Raw genomic sequence first — 19,560 nt, 5'->3', positions numbered from 1 at the left:
TCCAGTCACCGCATGCACCTGCAAGGCCACCCCCCTTTTTGGGGAACGGCCTTGCCGGGCATTACTGCTGCTGTTGCTGTTGCTGCTCGCCCTCGGCAGCCGGACGACCGCCTTCACGGGGCTCGCGAGGTTCACGCGGCTCGCGGTACTCGCGTTGCTGGCGGGGCTCACGCGGCTGGCGGAACTCACGCTCGGCAGGCGCGGGGCGCTCGCTGCGCTCCATGCCGGCAGGACGCTCGGTCAACGCCTTCAGCGACAGCTTGACACGACCCTTTTCGTCGGTCTCCATGACCTTGACCTTGATGATCTGGCCTTCCTGCAGGTAGTCGGCGACGCGCTCCACGCGCTCGTGGGCAATCTGGCTGATGTGCAGCAGACCGTCCTTGCCGGGCAGCAGGTTCACGAGAGCACCGAAGTCCAGGATCTTGGTGACCGGGCCTTCGTAGATCTTGCCGATTTCGACTTCGGCCGTGATCTCTTCGATGCGGCGCTTGGCTTCGTCGGCCTTGGCGGCATCGCTGGAGGCGATGGTGATGGTGCCGTCTTCGCCGATGTCGATCTGCGTGCCGGTCTCTTCGGTCAGTGCACGGATGGTGGAGCCGCCCTTGCCGATCACGTCACGGATCTTCTCGGGGTTGATCTTCATCGTGTACAGCTTGGGAGCGAAGGACGAGATCTCGGCCTTGGCTTCGCCCATGGCTTCCTGCATCTTGCCCAGGATGTGCATGCGCGCTTCCTTGGCCTGGGCCAGGGCGACCTGCATGATTTCCTTGGTGATGCCCTGGATCTTGATGTCCATCTGCAGCGCGGTGATGCCGCTGGTGGTGCCGGCCACCTTGAAGTCCATGTCGCCCAGGTGATCTTCGTCACCCAGGATGTCGGTCAGCACGGCGAAGCGGTTGTCTTCCTTGATCAGGCCCATGGCGATGCCGGCCACGTGGGCCTTCATCGGAACGCCCGCATCCATCATCGACAGGCAGCCGCCGCAGACCGAGGCCATGGACGAGGAGCCGTTGGACTCGGTGATTTCCGACACCACGCGAATGGTGTAGGGGAACTCTTCCTTGCTGGGCAGGCAGGCCGCCAGGGCGCGCTTGGCCAGACGGCCGTGGCCGATTTCGCGGCGCTTGGTCGAGCCCATGCGGCCCACTTCGCCGGTGGCAAAGGGAGGCATGTTGTAGTGGAACAGGAAGCGGTCCTCGAACTCGCCGGCCAGCGCGTCGATGCGCTGCGCGTCGCGCTCGGTACCCAGCGTGGACACGACCAGGGCCTGCGTCTCGCCACGCGTGAACAGGGCCGAGCCGTGCGTGCGGGGCAGCACGGAGTTGCGGATTTCGATGGGGCGCACGGTGCGCGTGTCACGGCCGTCGATGCGCGGCTCGCCGGCCAGGATCTGGCTGCGAACGATGCGTGCCTCGATGTCGAACAGCATGCCTTCGACCTTGACGCCGTCGAACTCCACGCCCTGGGCCGTCAGGCCGGCCTTCACGGCGGCGTAGGCTTCGCGGCAGGCCTGCGTGCGGCTTTGCTTGTTGCGGATCTGATAGGCCGCGCGCAGGGCTTCGTCACCCAGTGCGGCCACCTTGGCGATCAGCTCTTCATCCTTGGCGGGAGCGACCCAGTCCCAGACGGGCTTGCCGGCTTCGCGCACCAGTTCATGGATGGCGTCAATGGCGATGCGACCTTGCTCGTGGCCGAAGACCACGGCGCCCAGCATCACGTCTTCAGGCAGTTGCTGCGCCTCGGACTCCACCATCAGCACGGCAGCTTCAGTACCGGCCACGACCAGATCCATCTGCGAATCCTTGCGCTGGGTCTGGCCGGGGTTGAGCACGTACTCGCCATTGATGTAGCCCACGCGGGCGGCACCGATGGGACCGTTGAACGGAATGCCCGACACGGACAGGGCGGCCGACGTGGCGATCAGGGCAGCGATGTCGGCATCGACTTCGGGGTTCAGCGACACGGTGTGGATGACCACATGCACGTCGTTGTAGAAGCCTTCGGGGAACAGCGGGCGGATCGGACGGTCGATCAGGCGGCTGGTCAGGGTTTCGAGTTCGCTGGGCTTGGCTTCGCGCTTGAAGAAGCTGCCGGGGATCTTGCCTGCGGCGTAGGTCTTCTCGATGTAATCGACGGTCAGCGGGAAGAAGTCCTGGCCGGACTTGGCCTGCTTGGACGCCACCACGGTGGCCAGCACCACGGTGTCATCGATGTTGACCAGCACGGCGCCGGAAGCCTGGCGGGCGATCTCGCCGGTTTCCATGGTGACCGTGTGCTGGCCCCACTGGAAGGTCTTGGTGACTTTGTTGAAGATGGACATTGTTGCTCCTAGGGAATGTTGGCCAGATGCACTCATCCGGCCATGATGGAGAGCAATTCAGAACACGATGCCATTCCATTGCTGGATTTCTTGCTATCAAATCCGCAGCAATGGAATGACACAGCTTCGCTCTGTCTTGCTTTCTCCGAAGTAAAAAACGCCTGAGCTAGACAGGCTAACTCAGGCGTTTCGATCTCCCACCGTGCTTACTTGCGCAGGCCCAGCTTGGCGATCAGTGCGGTGTAGCGATCAGCGTCCTTGGACTTGAGGTAGTCCAGCAGCTTGCGACGGCGGCTCACCATGCGCAGCAGGCCGCGACGACCGTGGTGGTCCTTGGCGTGTTGCTTGAAGTGAGGGGTCAGCTCGTTGATGCGTGCGGTCAGCAGGGCCACTTGCACTTCTGGGCTACCAGTGTCGTTGGCAGAGCGTGCGTTGGACTTGACGACTTCAGCCTTCACGGAAGATGCGATCATTTTTTTTCCTTGGAAATTGGCGCCTCAAAGACAAAAGCAAGGAGGCAGCCTTGGTTACTTGCGCCGGGACTGGAAAGGCCCCGACGTGCGTCTTGCACCATGCAAAACCCTGGGATTATAACAAGCACGCCCGGACCGGCATCCACACCTGATTTGCGCCCTTTGCCACTTCGGCCTGCTGGCCGCCCAGAATCCCGCAAAGCCCGCGCCAAAGGCATGCCGTCACGAAGCACGGATATGTGGTGCGCAGGCATTCCATACACCAAGGGAGGGCCACGCCATGGCAGTGCGTTTTTCATTCATTCCATCGCCCCGACAAGCGCAGCTGCGGCAATGCGCCCTGCTCTGCCTGGTCACGGCCCTGGGCCTGGCCCTGCCTGCCCAGGCTGCGTCCCATCGCGCCGACGCATCGGCTGCGCAAGGCTCCAAGCGCAAAAAGGGCGGGCAGCGGGTCCGGGTGCCGACGCAGCGCAGCAGCTCAGACGAGTCGCCCGAGCAACGCGACAAGCGGCTTTACCGCGAATGCCAGGGCAGGCACAACGCCGGAGCATGCGCCGGATACACCGGGCAGCCGCCGGGCAGGCGCCAGCGCTGACACGCTCCCAGAAACAGTCCTAGGCCGGCCTCGAATACCCAAAAATCCGGCAAAGCCTTGCCATCATTGGATTTTTTCGCACCTCTGCACGCCTGAATTCAGCCCCATTCACGGCACAACTCCTATTTTTTGACCAGAGAAACAGATTGGTCTGAAAGACATGCACGAACAACCCCAATAGATTGAGCGGCGCACGAAACAAGCAGCAACAACCAGCGTTGCGCAAGCCAATCGACGGGGAGGGATTCAAGACATGTCATCGACCAGGCCTCAGGCTCGCCCGGGCGCCGAAGGCTTCACTGCCATCGAGTTGATGGTGGTCGTCGCCATCCTCGCCGTGCTCACCACGCTGGCAGCTCCCAGCTTCAACCTCATCATCGAGCGCTGGCGTGTTCGCCAGACCGTCGAGGCCCTGCAATCGACGCTGCAGTACGCGCGCTCCGAAGCCGTGCGGCGCGGTGGCGGCGTTTTCATCCAGAAACTGCCCCAAGGCACCAAGGGCTGCACCCTGGCGGCGCAGCACGCCGACTGGGGCTGCGGCTGGGTGGTGTTCGTCGACCGCAATGGCAACAGGCACTGGGATCCCAAGGAGGAGCTGCAGCGCTTCGACACGCCCGCCCGCACCCTCGTCACCCGCTCCCGGTCTGCCTCCATCATCAGTGTGGACCGCTGGGGTCAGTTGGGCGGACTCACCGCCATGGGCTTCGCCATTGCGCCATCTCCGGCCGGAATCACTTCCGCCGCAACCCAAGGCATTTGCGTCTCGTCCGGCGGACGCATCCGGGTGGTCGGCCAGGAGGGTATTCCATGCGCCTGACACGTACCCGCAATCGGCATCCCAATGGCTTTACCCTGATCGAAACCCTGGTCGCCACCGTCATCACGGCCCTGGGTGTTCTGGGAATCCTGGGACTGCAGATGCGCACCCTGGCCGACAACCAAAGCGGCGTGCGCCGCGCCCAGGCCATCCGGCTGATCGAGGACCTCAGCGAGCGCACGCACGCCAACCCCAACTCCCTCGGACAGATCGGCCGCTACGTTTCCGACTGGAATCACGCCCCCGAATCCGTCGCCGACTGCAGTGCCGCCGCATGCGGCCCGGACGCAATGGCCAGCTACCACCTCGCACGATGGAAGGCATCCGTTCGCCAACTGCTGCCAGGCGGGGCCGCCAAGGTCTTCCTCGCAGGAGACGAGGCAGCCGCCAGCGCCGGCAATGGGCGCCAGCTGGGGATCATGATCAGTTGGCGCGAGAACGAAAAGTCCGGCAAGGCCGACTACAAGGACCCCATCGGGCTTGATGGCGATGGCGATCGCATGCACAGCGATCAGGCCATGGCCTGTCCTGCAGGCAGAACCTGCCACCTGCAATACATCGCACTCAGCGCTCGCTGCGCTCCCTACCTTGCAAACAACGCAGTCCAGTTCTTCTGCGCAGGCCCATGAATCCCCATCGCATCGCCACCGCCATTGCGGCCAGACCGCGCCAACGCGGCCTGAGCCTCGTCGAACTGCTGGTCGGACTTTTCCTGGGACTGCTGATCATCGGCGTGGCCATGGGCGCACTCATGGCGTCACGCGCCGTGTCCGCCACCATCAGCGATGCCAGTCAGTTGCAACAGCAGGCTTCCCATCTCTTCCGTGTCATGGGCCGGCAGATCCGGCAGGCGGGGTCCCTGCGGCTGCTTCTTGCATCACACAAGAGGGCAACAGAAGCCATTGACGTGGCAGACCCCGTTGCATTCGAGGCGGGCGCACTGGACTTCAACCCCGCGCACGACACCATCCAGGGCCTCGATGCACCCGGGCGCTCCCAATACAAGCTCGCCGTGGGCTACAGCAACTACACGCAGCCGCTGCACACATCGGCCATCGAGACCTCACTGCAGCGCAATTGCCTGGGGCAGACCAACAGCGACAGCCTCATCCTGAGCCGCTTTGTCCTGGACGCCAGTAAAAACACCCTGCGCTGCGCCGGAGCGCCCTCCGCGGGTGCCCAGCCCCTTGCCAGGAACGTCGCCAACTTCCAGGTGCGCTACCTGATCCAGGCGCCGGGGGGCGCCGCCCGCATCCAGTATGTCAACGCAGCCGCCATAGGCCAGGACTGGCCTCGCGTCGTCGGCGCCGAGGTCTGCCTGGTGCTCTTCGGCAACGAGGCCATCGACATGCCCGCCAACAGCAGCTATACCGACTGCGCCGACAGCGACGGTACGGCCGAATCCATCCACATGGCCACGCTGCCTGCGCCCAGGACGCGGCGCCTGCACATGGTCTTTCGCAGCGTGTACCAGTTGCGCAGCCAGGGGTTGGCCGGATGACGCACAAGGCTGCAGGCATGCGACATGCCCACACCTGCGCAGCGCAGCGCCAAAAAGGCATGGCCCTGTTCATCGTGGTGGTCCTGGTCATGCTGTCCATGCTGCTCGCCCTGTGGGCGTCGCGCAGCGCACTGTTCAACGAAATGTTCGTGGGCAACGATGCCGACTACCAGCGTGCCCTGGAGGCTGCACAGGCCTTGCTGCAGGATGCCGAACTGGATATTCGGGGCGAACAGGCCAGCGGCGCCGCCTGCGCCGCCAGCAGCAGCCAGCCATCCGTCTGCCGCAGCGGTGCAGGCATCGCACAGTTCCCCCGGGAAACCGGGGAAGTCGGCCTGCTGCTGGCCAGCCTCGCTGAGGCCACACCCACTGGATGCCGCGATGGCCTGTGTACCAAGCGCACGGGACCTCAGGACTTCTGGAACAACGCGGACGAAGGCCAAGGGATCACGCTGGGCCAGATGACTGCCGCTGACGTCGGCGCACGCTACGGCCAGTTCACGGGCGCCATCGCTGGCGGAAAGAGCGACTCCATCCTGGCAAATCGTGAGGCAGGAAAGGGAGGCTGGTACTGGATAGAGATCCTGCCCTATGACGTCAACGCAGGGAACTCGGGCGTCATCGCCAACGGCTCACCCCGACTGGCCCTTTACATGCAGCCCCAGGTGATTTATCGCATCACGGCCATTGCCCATGGCCGCAAGAGCAACACCCAGGTGGTGATGCAGCAGACCTACGCCCGGCAGAAACGCCGCGACTGACTCAGGACACCTGACATGCCCCACCTCTGCCATCCCTGGCTCCGGCGCATCCTGCTGCCAGCGCCGACAGCCGCAGCCATGGCCGCTGCAGTCCTGGCCGCGCAAAACAGCCAGGCAATGGATATGATCCAGTCGTCGCTTGGGCCCCGAGTCAAGGTCACGATAAAGCCTGGCCTGCCGGCACCCATCCAGGTCCAGCAGGTCTCGGAGGCAGACACTCCAGTTGCCAGGGTTCAGGCAGATGGCACCGAATTCGCCGCGCCCATTGAAGACTGCCCGGCCGGACAACAGGCAGATGCCAAGGGCCGCAGCAGCTCCATGGCCTCCAGCGGCAGCGTGATTACGCGGGCCGGCGTGGACATATTCAGCGCCCGCTACAGCGCAAAAGCGGCCTGGAGCGGCTGGATCAGCGCAGAAACCGTCCAGGCCGATGGCAGCCTCACCGCAACAGCCGGCTGGCAAGGCAAAACCACGGCCGGCCACCTGGATGCACTCAGCGACGAACAGGCAATCAATGACCGTCTGATCCTGACCTGGAGCGACAGACTGCAAAGAGGCGTGTCCTTCAAGTGGAATGAACTCGACCACCGGCAGAAAGCCTCCCTGGGCATCGATGTCGAAGGAAGAGCAGACAACCTGGGCAAGCACAGGCTCAACTTCATACGCGGCGACCGCCGCATGGAAGCGCCGGGACAACCGCCGCGCGTTGGCCCCACCCGTCCTTTTCGCCAGCGCAGCTCGCGCCAGGGCGACATCGTCAACTCCCAGATCTGGCATACCGGTCATCCCGTGGACAACTGGCCCCTGCCGGGCTATGCCGCCTATACCCTCGCCCAGCAGAAACGCCAGCCCATGATCTATGCAGGCGGCAATGACGGCATGCTGCATGGCTTTTCGGCCACCGACGGCAGGGAAAAGATCGCCTACATCCCACGAGGCGTGATCTCCGGACTGGCAAGACTTTCCGACCCCGACTATGACGCCCGGCATCGCTACTTTGTGGACGGCTCAGTCATGAGCGGCGACATCCCCCCGGGCAGCGTTGCGTCCTCGCAGTGGCGCACTGTGCTGGCTGGCATGGCGGGCGCCGGAGCCAAGGGCTACTTCGTGCTGGACATCACCCATCCGGAGGCTTTCAGCGAGTCCGGCGCCAGCTCGCTGGTCCTGCTCGACCGAACCCAGACACGCAACAGCGATCCCGGCGACTGCGCCAGCCTGGATGACATGCGCCAGCGCGCCACTTGCCAGGAAAACAAGGACCTGGGCCATATTTTTGCGGCCCCCGTGCTGGACGATGCCAACCCGCAACGCAGCACTCAGATCACGCAGTTGAACAACAACCGCTGGGCACTGGTGACGGGCAACGGCTACCACAGCACCAACCAGCGGCCCGTGTTGCTGATCCAGTATCTCGATGGCAACCAAGAGCTGTTGCGCCTCGTTGCCACGGGCAATACCCCAACCGGCACCACCCCCGAGACTACCCGCAACGGACTCTCCGCCCCGCGCCTTGTGGACATCAATGGAGACGGCCGGCCCGATGTGGTCTACGCAGGTGACATCCAGGGCAATCTGTGGAAATTTCTCATCGCCAGCGGTGCCTCCTCCCGCTGGGGCGTGGCCTTCGACGGCCGGCCGCTGTACACAGCCTGGGGTGGCAGTTCTCCATCGGCCACTCGCAACCTGCGTCAAGCCATCACCGCCCCTCCTTCCGTACGCGCCAATGACCGGCGCAGGGCCAGCAAAAATGCCAAAGAAGGGCGCGAGCGCTTGACGGCAGGCGGCATGCTGGTGGCATTCGGTACCGGACGCCACATCACGCGGCAGGATTCTGGCAACACAGCGGTCCAGAGCATCTATTCCATCCTCGACAGCACCCGCTACAGGTTGCTCGCGGACGGCAGAGTGCAAGCTTGCCTCGATGGCAAGGATTCGGACTGCAGGCAGCCTGACGGACAGCGAGCGGCACCCGTTTCAGGCATCGGAGAACTGGCCAGGCGCTCGGTGAACCATCAGCCGGCAGGGGCGGCCGGCCAAGGCTTCTGGCGCGTTGACTCCACGACCGACCTCGACTGGACACGGCACAAAGGCTGGTACATGGACCTGCCCCTGCCGGGCGAGCGCCTGCTCAAGCCAATGGGCTTCTACGACGGCAGCAACATCCTCGCGATCTACAGCCAGATACCTGCCGGATCCCCCAAACGCCCCGGCGAAAGCGCAAGCCCGCCCGACGCCTGCAATGCGAGCGAGGAGCGCCAATTCCTGACATTCATGAACATCATGGATGGCAAGCGACCCGGCGTTCCGTTGATGGACAGCAACGGCGATGGGGTCTACGGCACGGCAGATGAGGAGGTCTCGCGCGCAAGCGTCGCCAGGGGATCCCAGGCCTTGCTCCACAAGGGCCATCACGCCATCGGCTACGACGCCGAAGGCCGCCGCAATGTACTCGCCCGCATGCCGGAGCAATCCCTGCGCCCCAGCTGGCGCCAAATGAAATGAGGCACCACATGCGCCGCCCTCGATCCCCAGGATTCACGCTCATCGAACTCATGATCGTCTTGGCCGTCATCGTCATCCTCGGCACGGTCGCCGTCCCCAGCTACAACGAGTACATCCGCGCAGTCCACCGCGCCGACGCCCGCGCCGGCCTGCTCCAGGCCCAGCAATGGCTGGAGCGCGCCGCCACCGCCAACGGCACCTACCCCACCGAGCTGCCTGCAGACCTGACCTGGGCCCACGACTCCAGCAAGCGCTACACCATCGACTTCCTGTCAACCAGCGGCCACGACGACGACACCTACACCCTGATCGCCACACGCCGCGGCTCCCAGTTCGGTGACCGATGTGGCGATTTCACGCTGACCCATACGGGCGAGCGTGATGCGCTCGGCCTGGGTGTGAATACCACTGCGATGGAGTGCTGGGGGCGGTAGGGGCACGTCACTACGGATCGCGCATTAGCCACTCATCCATCGGCCAACTCCATTCATCCGGTTACAGTCCCAGCCAGGGCATGCGATGCCTAGCATTCGCGCATGCTCGCATTGCTTTCACAAAGGCTGTCTCCCCTCCACACGACACCCGCTCAGGGCCTCAGGGGATTTACCACTCTTGAACTCCTGGTGGTGATTGCCGTCCTGGCAATACTTACCTCCCTTGCTGCTCCCAGTTTCACTCCTTTGATGGAACGCTGGCGAGTACGCCAGATTGCTGAGGACCTTCAGGCAACGATCTACTTTGCACGCTCAGAAGCTATTAAGCGCGGCGGCAACATCGCCATCACCAAAACGGCCAACGGCAACGGCTGCACCAATGCGACGGGCAATACTCAGTGGGGCTGCGGGTGGCAGGTGCTGACCGGCAGTACCGTGCTGCAGCAGACACCTCCCCCCAGTCGCATTCAAGTCACTCTGGGCAACAGCGCAGGGTCCATCACAGTGGACCGTTGGGGCATGCTTTCTCACGATGGCGGGACTGCCAGCGCCATGGATTTTCTGATTACGCCTCAGGGCAAGGCTTCCAGCGACACCAGCTCAGTCCGGCTTTGCACGGGCACAGGCGGGCGAATCGCGAAGTTGAAGGGCAGCGAATCATGCTCTTGAGCCGCTCCGATCAATACACCATGTACAAACCACACGCCACCCCTTTTCGCCGCCAGCGAGGCCTTACGCTGATTGAATCTCTGGTTGCCATTGTCGTGGCGGCGTTAGGCATCCTGGGCATCTTAGGTACCCAGATGCGAACCCTGACAGATACCCAGACCACGGTTCGACGTGGACAAGCCATACGACTTATAGAGGATCTCAGTGAGCGCCTGAAGGTGAACCCAAATGCATTGTCAGGCTTCAGTGCCTATGTCTCCAACTTCGGCACTACACCGTCGCCTGGCGACTGTGCAATCGCTCCATGCGACCGTGCGGATCTGGCGGCCTACGACCTTGGCATCTGGAAACAAGCCGTCAAAGACTCTCTTCCTTTGGGGCAGGCCAATATCTTTCTTGCGCCCGGCGAATCAACGGACGCCAATCGCCGTCAGATTGGCGTGATGATCGCCTGGCGTGAGAACGAGCGGGATCTATCCGGCAGCGATGACGACAATAAAAAAGCCTACAAGGACAATATCGATGCAACAAAGGTTCGTGCCGCCGATGGCACGCTGATTGCAGGCAGCGGAACCGACACAGCAAATTCATGCCCGAGCGGATACACCTGTCATCTTCAATACGTACCTCTGCCCGCGCGGTGCGCTCCCTATTTCGGAAGCGGCAGTCTGAAGCCTCAATACTTCTGCCCAGGATCCTGAATATGACTGAATGCACCAAATTTCGAACCTTACCAGTATCAAGAAGCCGATACCAAGGTCACATGGGGAGCTTGCCAACATCACAACAGGGATTTACATTGATTGAGTTGATGGTAGGCATTGCCATCGGGCTGCTGATCATCGCCGTATCCATGGCCGCGCTGATGGTGTCCCGCAGTGTTTCAGGAACAGTAAGCGATGCCAGCGGTATCCAGCAGCAGTCTGCCTATGTTATGCGGATCATCGGCCTTCAAATGCGCCAAGCCGGCTCCCTGTATCTGAATCTCGATCCCAGCAATCTAAAAACAGGGTATGCATACGCGAGAGGGGTTGCCTTTGAAACAACGGCAGAAGGCGGCTCCGGCATGAACTTCGATCCCGCAACCGATACAATTCAAGGCACTGCTTCGCCTGTCACACTTTCGGTTGGCTATCGCCGCTATAAGGAACCCGTTTACACGCATGCAGCCGAGCAAGCTTTGGCGCGCAACTGCCTAGGCGGGCCAAACAACGACAGCTCAGACGCGCGAATAGACAATATTTTCCAACTTAACGGCAATCAACTTCAATGCAGCGGCAATGGAGATACTGCGCAGACCTTAGCACAGAACGTGAGTAACTTTCAAATCCGCTATCTGGCTCAGAATAATAAAACTCCGGGCAACCCTCTTATACAGTATGTCACTGCAGCCGATACGGAAAAATGGAATGCGCAACAATGGGCCACGGTGCAGGCGGTGGAGGTCTGCCTGGTTGTCTATGGAAACGAATCCATTGATGTGCCATCCGGAAGCACGTATGTTGACTGCGACGGCAAAGCCGTGGATATGACCACGCTCACAGGACAACGGGCCCGCCGCATGCACATTGCGTATCGCAACGTCTTCCAGCTGCGTAGCCAGGGCCTTGTCGGCTCTGTACTCTGAAATCATGAAAAAATCTGCAATGCTCCGCAAGAATTGCCGCAGCGCCTTTCAACAACAGCGTGGCGTGGCACTGTTCGTTGTCATCATATTCGTCATGCTTTCCATGCTGTTGGCGCTCTGGGCCACACGCACCTCCATGTTCAATGAGATGGTGGTTGGCAATGACGCTGATTATCAGCGCGCATATGAAGCCGCCCAGGCACTATTACAGGATGCAGAATTGGACATTCGCGGTGAAAATTCTGACGGTACATCATGCGTTGGTGAATCCGATATATGCCGAAAGACCACTACAGCAAAGATTCCACTCGAAGCACAGGACATTGCGCCTTTACTATCCAGTGTGGCGTCAATTTGCAGCCAAGGCCTTTGCAGCAAGCGCGATGGAAATCAAGATTTCTGGAACAACAGCGACGAAAAACTAGGCCTGACACTGGCGCAAATGGCAAAGTCAGGGGTCGGCGCGCGATACGGCCAGTACACAGGAGCCTCCCTGGGATCAACTAGTGAGCCCGCCAACCCTATACTTGCCGACATCAGTGCCGCCAATCGCGGAGGATGGTACTGGATTGAAGTGCTTCCTTATCTGGACACAAAAAATATGGGGCTCATCACCGACAATCCCAAGAATTTTCTGGCACTCAACCTAAAACCTAATGTTGTGTACCGCATCACCACACTGGCTTATGGCCGCAAGCCCAATACCATGGTCGTTCTGCAGCAAACCTACGCGCAGCAAAAACGCAAGGACTAGGCTCCTGACTCATCAACTGCATTCGCCAAACTATCCAACGTGCCCGGCATGAATATCAAAGAAGCAGCCATGAAACGTACGCCCCACATAATCCCGCATCTTTCCCCCCGTACCCTGCTTTCCTTGGCAGTTGCTGCAGCGTTACCGCAAGGCGCATGGGCTCTGGACCTGGCACAATCGCCGCCAGGCACTAAAGAGCCTTATGTCGCACCCAACGTCATCATTTCTATTGATGACTCCGGAAGTATGGACTTCCGCCTGGATGCCGAAAACGCTAGTGGGGCGAGCAACCAGACCAGCCCCAATGCGGATGGCACATGGCCAATGAACAGCCGCCGCGTCAATGTTCTGAAATACGCCCTCATAGGAACAAAAGGAGTCGGCGGTATTTTAAGAGATACCACATTGTTACCTGACAGAAAGATACGAGTTGCTTGGCAGGCCATGTGGAATAACGGAGGCTCTCCCGGCGCTAGCAATGTGGATAGTGCACAGATGAATACGAATTCGATGCGGCCGCTGGAAAACACGCATCGCTCGAATTTCATTTCCTTCATCAATAGTCTGGATCCTAACAACGGTACTCCGTCGCATCTTATGTTCAGCCAAGCTGATAGCTACATGCGGCGCAAGCTTAGCAAAGACAGCCCATGGGCCAGCGACCCGGGTAACAAAGGGGCCCCCTACCTTGCCTGCCGACGCAATTACCACATCATGATGACTGATGGACGCTGGAACGGCACAGCAACCAGCGTTCCAGACAGCACTCGACGGGACAACGCCAGCAACCTTGTTCTGAACGACAAGATGGTGTACGGAGGCAACACGACGGCTGACAGACAAAAGTCGGCGCTCTACCGCGATACGTCAGGCGGTACGACCCTGGCAGATTGGGCCTTCTATAGCTGGGCGACCCCAATGCAGACCGCAGGCTTGACAGGAACCATGCAGCCTACCGCTGACTACCGCAAGGCTCCGTCCACAGAAACCTTTACCTCAGGCAGCACGTCCACCACACTTGATCGCTACTGGAACCCACGCTACAACCCGGCTACATGGCCACACATGGTGACTTACACCATCGGCTTCAGCAGAATGGCCTTTAATTGGAACTATGCCAGCATTACAGCGCCATCTCAGATGGTGCCATTTGGCTATGACGGGAGCTTCCCAAGTTTGGCCAATGGCACTGTCACCTGGCCTAACCTGACTTCCAGCACCGAAACACGCAATGCCCTGGATCTCTGGCACGCTGCCCTCAATGGCCGAGGCCGCTTCTACGCCGTGGAAAAAGGGGAAGACCTCGAAAAGGCCTTCCGTGAGATCTTCGGGCAGATCAATACGCAGACCGAACCCGATCTGACCTCCACAGCCACCAGTGGATCCAACGCATCGCGCAATGACGTTGGCAAATTCACTGGCGCCTATGAGCCGCAGAATTTCTGGAAAGGCTTCGTCACCGCTGAAACTGTGCAAAAGGACGGGACGACGGTAGCAGCCAAGAGCTGGGAGGGCACGAATACGGCAGACAAATTGGATTCCATAACAGATCTCAATACACGCCTTATTTTAACCTGGAGCGACAAATGGGAAACCTCAAAATACAAAGGCGGTGTTCCATTCAAATGGTCCGCCGATGAATCCAACCTGAGTTCATTTCAGAAATCTCTACTGGGCTTTAATCCTACCGATTCCGCGGCGAAGGTTTCAACCAACACTCAGAATATCATCAACTATATTCGAGGCGATCGCCGCCTGGAAGGATCAGATTCCGACGGCTATACCACATCAAAACCTTTCCGGGAACGAAAGAGCCGCCAGGGTGACATCATCAACTCCGTTGTCTGGTACACCGCAAAGCCTTCCAGCAATTACTCCTTTCCGGGATATCTCGACTTTGTGAGTGGCAGCACACGCGCCGCCATGATTTACGTAGGTGGAAATGATGGAATGCTGCACGGCTTCTCTGCCGTGGATGGCACTGAAAAAATAGCCTATATCCCTAGAGGGATTATTCCCTCCATAAAGCAACTCTCCAACCCGGAGTTCAATAGCACACACAGATATTTTGTAGATGGCTCTCCGATGACGGGAGACATCTTGCTTGGCACGGGTGCCAACTCCTACTGGCGAACCATGCTTGTTGGAACCTTGGGTGCCGGAGGAAAAGGCTACTTTGTCCTGGACGTTACCAACCCGGCTAGCACCAATACGTCAGGGGGGGCACCTGGTTTCTCGGAAGCCAATGCACAACAACTGGTTAGGCTGGATCGCACACGTGATTCATTGGAAGCCCTCACATGTACGCTGGATGGCATGAGCACTGCTGAAAAAGCGGCCTGCAATGCCGCCGCAATGGAAGACATGGACATCGGGCACATCACTTCTCGACCAGTGCTGGATGAAAATGATCCAATGCGTACTACGCAGATCACGTTGATGAACAATAATCGCTGGGCCGTAGTCATGGGCAATGGGTACAATAGTGCCAATCAACGTCCAGTTCTGCTGATTCAGTACCTGGATGGAGCCCAGGAACTGCTACGAATTCCGGTCACTACCGACACAGCAGGCACTGGTATAGCAGCAGACAATGGGTTGGCGGCTCCAAGCCTGGTTGATATCAATGGCGATGGCCGACCAGACGTCGTTTATGCCGGCGACAATCTTGGCAACCTTTGGAAGTTTGACATCACCAGTGACACGAGCAGCAAATGGCAGGTAGCCCTCAGTGGCCAACCCCTCTTCACCGCCAGGGGCCCGACAGCGTTGAACTCATCATCCCGCACCAATATTCAACCTATAACGATTGCGCCCACCGTACGCGCCAATGATCGCAAAATGACTATTGGCACTGGCACCAAGATCAAAACCCTGCCAGTGGGCGGGATGATGGTAGCCTTCGGCACCGGTCGCAACGTCACGAAGGATGATCCCAACAGCATTCAAGTACAGACACTGTATTCCGTGTTGGACGAAACACGCTATCGTTTTGCTAACGAGGAAAAAACGCTGATTGAAGTTCATCCGGGTGACGCATCCTGCGCGCGAGGATCAGATTGCATCCCTACACCAAAAGCCCGGGGAGTAGGCGTAACAAACGCCAAGCTGGCACAACAAACCTTTCAAGAGCTAGGCAATGGAGATTTCGCGACCGTCAACGCCACAGACGATCTGAAGATTGACACCTGGAAAGACTTCAATGGCTGGTATATAGACATGCCAGCCATTGGAGAGCGTCTGCTAAAGCCTCTGGAATTCTATGATGGCAGCAATATTCTGGTCATGTATTCACAAGTTCCGGCAAAGGGCTCAAATGTGGACGTCAGCATAGAAAGCTGCGAGTCCTCGTCTGTGGACGAAGAGCGCCAATACCGCACACTCATCAACATCATGGATGGGAAACGGCCAACTATTCAGATCGTGGACAAGAACAAAGATGGATACTACAACGCTGCCGACGAGGCTGTTTCACGCGCAAAGGTAAGCAAGGGAGCACACAATTTAATCACGCAAAAGAATAAGATTCTTGATATTGACGCCAAGAATAATAAGGAAGCCCTTGCACCCATGCCGGAAGAGTCCCTGCGCCCCAGCTGGCGCCAGCTCAAATGACTCTGGCCCACTTTTTATTTATTTCTGCATGAAATCATGAAAAATAAAAATCTTGGCTTCACTTTGATCGAACTGATGATCGTGATCGCAGTCATCGGAATCCTTGGCGCCATCGCGATACCCAGTTACTCCGAGTACATTCGTCGCGGATATCGCGCAGAGGCGAGGGCTGGCCTTCTGCAAGCAGCTCAGTGGCTTGAACGGGCATCCACCGCCACAGGAACCTATCCCCTGACTGCGGCATTTCCCACTTCACTCGCGACAACTCCATCAAAGCGATACGACATCTCCCTGACCTCCACCAACGGAAGCACATTCACGTTGACGGCGACCCCCAAGGGGTCTCAATCAAATGACAAGTGCGGAAACTACACTCTGACCAACACGGGATTGCGTGGCGCAAATGGAAAAACCTCGTCAGAGACAGGATTCAACTCTGACTGCTGGGGCAAGTAAGCCAGTCGGATGACTTGCCTTACCATGCGTGTCATGCCAGATTCCGACCAACACATGCACCAAGCGCTTGGGCTCGCCGCCCAGGCGCTTTTTCTTTCCTCCCCCAATCCGCGCGTAGGCTGCGTACTGGTGGCACCCGATGGCCGGGTCGTTGGCCAGGGGTTCACCCAGCAGGCTGGTGGCCCACATGCCGAAGTGATGGCGCTGCGCGATGCCGCAGCACAGGGCGAGGATGTGCGCGGAGCAACCGCCTATGTGACGCTGGAGCCTTGCTCGCACCAGGGCCGTACAGGTCCCTGCTGCGATGCCCTGATCGCTGCAGGCGTTGCCAAGGTGGTAGGCGCACTCACCGATCCCAATCCCCAGGTAGCTGGCCAAGGTTTTGCGCGGCTGCGTGCTGCAGGTGTACAGGTGGAGGTGGGACCAGGTGCAGCCGAATCGCGCGAACTGAACATCGGCTTCTTCAGCCGCATGCTGCGCGGCATACCGTGGGTGCGCATGAAGGCCGCCAGTTCCCTTGACGGCGCAACCGCATTGCACAACGGTGTCAGCCAATGGATCACCTCACCCGAGGCACGTGCCGACGGCCATGCCTGGCGCGCGAGGGCCTGCACCCTGCTGACGGGCATAGGCACGGTGCTGGAAGACGATCCGCGTCTGAACGTGCGTGAAGTGCCTACCCAGCGCCAACCGCGCATCGCGGTGGTGGATAGCCGGCTGGACACGCCGCTCACCGCCCAGGTACTGAAGACGCCCGGCGGCTGCCTTATCTACACCAGCAGTCAGGATACTTTGCGGTCCGAAGATTTGCAGGCGGCTGGCGCGACGATCATCCACATGCCCAACGCGCACGGCAAGGTGGACTTGGCCGCCATGCTGCGTGACCTGGCCGCGCGCGGTACGAACGAGCTGCATGTGGAAGCAGGCTTCAAGCTCAATGGCTCGCTGATACGCGAAGGGCTGGTCGATGAACTGCTGCTGTACCTGGCCCCCAAGCTGCTGGGCACGGGTGGCATGGGCATTGCCAGTTTCGGGCCACTGGACGCGCTGTCCGAGGCCCTTGCGCTGGAGTTGCACGATGTGCAGCGTATAGGGCCGGATCTGCGCGTTGTCGCTCGTGTTGAAGGGCGCGCCAGCTTCTGACGCGGACAGCAGCTTCCTGGACCAGCGGCTGGCGCAGCCGTCCGACACCCGATTGACCGATCCTTGGGCCAAATCTTCGAATCATGTCCGGCGCTCGCAACCTACAGCCTCTTCCATCCGTCAGCCTCTTCCGAGGCCTGCGGACCACGCTTGTCCTGCTGGTGTCCGCCGTGGTCTGCGGCTGCGCCAGCAGCTTGCCCTCTCAGGTCGATCGCCCCGTCACTGCCGCCTTGGAAGCCCCGCAAAGCACGCCATTGGGCTCTTTGGTGCAGCAATTGCGGCCAGCCAGCGTCAGGCCTCAAACCTCCGCCTTCACCCTCCTGTCCGGCGCCCAGGCCGCCTACGGCGCACGGCTGGCCCTGGTCGAGGGAGCGCAGCAGACGCTGGACCTGCAGTACTACGCCATCCATGCCGACGAGAGCACGCAGCGCCTGCTGCGCGGCGTGGTGGAGGCGGCGCGGCGTGGCGTGCGGGTGCGGGTGTTGCTGGACGACTTCCACAGCACGGGTGCGAATGCGCAGGTCATGCGGCTGGCCTTTGTGCCGGGCATAGAGATGCGCATGTTCAACCCGCTGGCGGGCGCACGCAGTTCCGTGCTGGGGCGGGCCTATACGCTGTTGACGGATTTCCAGCGGGCGCAGCAGCGCATGCACAACAAGCTCTTCATTGCCGACAACGCCATGGGCGTGATCGGGGGGCGCAATCTGGGCGATGCGTATTTCGACGCGGACAGCGCCAGCAATTTCGTGGACCTCGACGTGCTGGCTGCGGGGCCGGTGGTCGGCGATCTGTCACGCAGCTTCGACAGCTATTGGAACAACCCGCGCGCCTATCCGGTTCAGTCGCTCATCAGTCTCAAGGAGCTCAAGCAGCTGCGCGAGCGCTTTGCCGATGATGGCGATCAGGCGCAGGACGAGGACCCTACGCCTGCCGTTGCCGCCAAAGAGGCAAAGACGGCTGAGCAGGCCGCCGAACACAGCCGCATCATCTGGGACCAGCAGCCCATGGATTTGCGCAAGGCGCCATGGACCTGGGCCTCGGCCGCCGTGCTGGTGGACCAGCCGACCAAGATCCCGCTGGACAGGGATGACAGCCCGAGCACCAGTGCGGACGCGTCTGCGCCAGCCACACCCGCCCCGAACAGCCCGCAGGCCAAGCCTGCTGGCACGCTGCCCATGGGCCAGCCAACTCCGGCCTTGCGCCAGGCGGCGCGCCCGGTACTGGAGGCCGATTCGGTAGTGGACGGCCTGCTGGCCCTGGTCCGCAAGACGCGGCGCGATCTACTGGTGGTCTCGCCCTATTTCGTGCCCGGTCCGGACATGATGGAGGCGTTTCGCGGCGCGCGGCAACGCGGGGTGCGCGTGCGCATCCTGACCAATTCACTGGCCTCCAATGACGCGCCCCTGGCCCATGCCGGCTATGCACGCCATCGCAAGGCGTTGCTGGAGATGGGCGTTGAACTCTATGAGATGCGCAGCACAGCGGCCAGTGTCCGCTCTGCGTTTGGCTCGGGCAGCAGTGGCGGTGGCGGTCCTTCAGGCGCCACGGGTGCCTCGCGCGCCATGCTGCATTCCAAGCTGCTGGTGGTGGATGGTCACCTGGTGGCAGTCGGCTCGATGAATCTGGACCTGCGCTCGCAACTGCAGAACACCGAGATCGCCCTGCTCATCGCCAGCCGCGAGTTCGGCAGGCTGGCCACGCAAAGTATTGACGAGGGCCTGCAGGACGGCAGCTGGCGCGTGGAGATCGACAAGGATGGAGGACTGGTCTGGCGGGCCTCGGAAGACAGCGACCGCGCCGACGAGCACAGCGAGCCCGATGCCAGCTGGGGCCTGCGCCTGATGCTCAAGCTCCTGGGCCCGCTGGCGCCGGACCACCTGCTGTAGGCGG

The 19,560-nt window shown here is 60.6% G+C and carries 17 protein-coding genes; 15 read left to right on the top strand and 2 right to left on the bottom strand.

What is annotated here, in order from left to right; genetic code table 11:
* Positions 1-61 precede the first annotated feature (61 nt).
* Positions 62-2,323, bottom strand: a complete 2,262-nt coding sequence (pnp, locus tag GRX31_RS07955) for a polyribonucleotide nucleotidyltransferase (protein WP_017404092.1) — start codon at positions 2,321-2,323, stop codon at positions 62-64.
* 206 nt (positions 2,324-2,529) lie between these two features.
* Positions 2,530-2,796, bottom strand: a complete 267-nt coding sequence (gene rpsO, locus GRX31_RS07950) for a 30S ribosomal protein S15 (protein WP_012206984.1) — start codon at positions 2,794-2,796, stop codon at positions 2,530-2,532.
* A gap of 280 nt (positions 2,797-3,076) precedes the next feature.
* Between rpsO and GRX31_RS30755 the strand changes: the two genes are divergently transcribed.
* From GRX31_RS30755 to GRX31_RS07875, 15 genes are all read left to right on the top strand, one after another.
* Entirely contained in the window at positions 3,077-3,391 is a 315-nt protein-coding gene (locus GRX31_RS30755; RefSeq protein WP_160852114.1) for a hypothetical protein, read from the top strand.
* A 253-nt stretch (positions 3,392-3,644) separates the two neighbouring features.
* A complete protein-coding gene (locus tag GRX31_RS07940; protein ID WP_016451209.1) occupies positions 3,645-4,208 on the top strand; it encodes a GspH/FimT family pseudopilin in 564 nt (187 codons plus the stop codon).
* Positions 4,199-4,837 carry a type IV pilus modification protein PilV gene (gene pilV / locus GRX31_RS07935; RefSeq protein WP_160852112.1) on the top strand — a complete coding sequence of 213 codons (639 nt, stop codon included), beginning with the start codon at positions 4,199-4,201 and terminating at the stop codon, positions 4,835-4,837. The genes GRX31_RS07940 and pilV (GRX31_RS07935) overlap by 10 nt, the downstream gene beginning before the upstream one ends.
* On the top strand, positions 4,834-5,709 hold the full coding sequence (locus tag GRX31_RS07930; RefSeq protein ID WP_160852110.1) for a PilW family protein: 876 nt from the start codon (positions 4,834-4,836) through the stop codon (positions 5,707-5,709). The genes pilV (GRX31_RS07935) and GRX31_RS07930 overlap by 4 nt, the downstream gene beginning before the upstream one ends.
* Positions 5,706-6,470, top strand: a complete 765-nt coding sequence (locus tag GRX31_RS07925; RefSeq protein ID WP_160852108.1) for a pilus assembly PilX family protein — start codon at positions 5,706-5,708, stop codon at positions 6,468-6,470. The genes GRX31_RS07930 and GRX31_RS07925 overlap by 4 nt, the downstream gene beginning before the upstream one ends.
* 15 nt (positions 6,471-6,485) lie before the next feature.
* Entirely contained in the window at positions 6,486-8,972 is a 2,487-nt protein-coding gene (locus GRX31_RS07920) for a pilus assembly protein (RefSeq protein ID WP_160852107.1), read from the top strand.
* An 8-nt stretch (positions 8,973-8,980) separates the two neighbouring features.
* Positions 8,981-9,406: a type IV pilin protein gene (locus GRX31_RS07915; protein ID WP_160852105.1), complete on the top strand. Its 426-nt coding sequence runs from the start codon at positions 8,981-8,983 to the stop codon at positions 9,404-9,406.
* A 102-nt stretch (positions 9,407-9,508) separates the two neighbouring features.
* Positions 9,509-10,075, top strand: a complete 567-nt coding sequence (locus GRX31_RS07910; RefSeq protein WP_160852103.1) for a GspH/FimT family pseudopilin — start codon at positions 9,509-9,511, stop codon at positions 10,073-10,075.
* Entirely contained in the window at positions 10,066-10,776 is a 711-nt protein-coding gene (pilV, locus tag GRX31_RS07905; RefSeq protein ID WP_442874081.1) for a type IV pilus modification protein PilV, read from the top strand. Before GRX31_RS07910 ends, pilV (GRX31_RS07905) begins: the two co-directional genes overlap by 10 nt.
* 62 nt (positions 10,777-10,838) lie before the next feature.
* Positions 10,839-11,702 carry a PilW family protein gene (locus GRX31_RS07900; protein WP_160852153.1) on the top strand — a complete coding sequence of 288 codons (864 nt, stop codon included), beginning with the start codon at positions 10,839-10,841 and terminating at the stop codon, positions 11,700-11,702.
* Positions 11,703-11,706: 4 nt separating this feature from the next.
* Positions 11,707-12,456, top strand: coding sequence for a pilus assembly PilX family protein (locus GRX31_RS07895; RefSeq protein WP_160852101.1), 750 nt, complete (start codon positions 11,707-11,709; stop codon positions 12,454-12,456).
* A gap of 69 nt (positions 12,457-12,525) precedes the next feature.
* Complete coding sequence (locus GRX31_RS07890) at positions 12,526-16,071, top strand: PilC/PilY family type IV pilus protein (protein ID WP_160852151.1); 3,546 nt, start codon at positions 12,526-12,528, stop codon at positions 16,069-16,071.
* Between the two features lie 36 nt (positions 16,072-16,107).
* Positions 16,108-16,527, top strand: coding sequence for a type IV pilin protein (locus GRX31_RS07885; RefSeq protein WP_160852099.1), 420 nt, complete (start codon positions 16,108-16,110; stop codon positions 16,525-16,527).
* Between the two features lie 24 nt (positions 16,528-16,551).
* A complete protein-coding gene (gene ribD, locus GRX31_RS07880) occupies positions 16,552-17,670 on the top strand; it encodes a bifunctional diaminohydroxyphosphoribosylaminopyrimidine deaminase/5-amino-6-(5-phosphoribosylamino)uracil reductase RibD (RefSeq protein ID WP_160852098.1) in 1,119 nt (372 codons plus the stop codon).
* An 83-nt stretch (positions 17,671-17,753) separates the two neighbouring features.
* Complete coding sequence (locus GRX31_RS07875) at positions 17,754-19,556, top strand: phospholipase D family protein (RefSeq protein ID WP_160852096.1); 1,803 nt, start codon at positions 17,754-17,756, stop codon at positions 19,554-19,556.
* The last annotated feature ends 4 nt before the right edge of the window (positions 19,557-19,560 follow it).

Origin of the sequence: Delftia sp. CH05 (assembly GCF_009827015.1) — a bacterium.
Taxonomy (GTDB): domain Bacteria; phylum Pseudomonadota; class Gammaproteobacteria; order Burkholderiales; family Burkholderiaceae_C; genus Comamonas; species Comamonas tsuruhatensis.
Note: the sequence above shows the minus strand (reverse complement) of the source record. Positions and strands in the feature narration are given on the sequence as shown.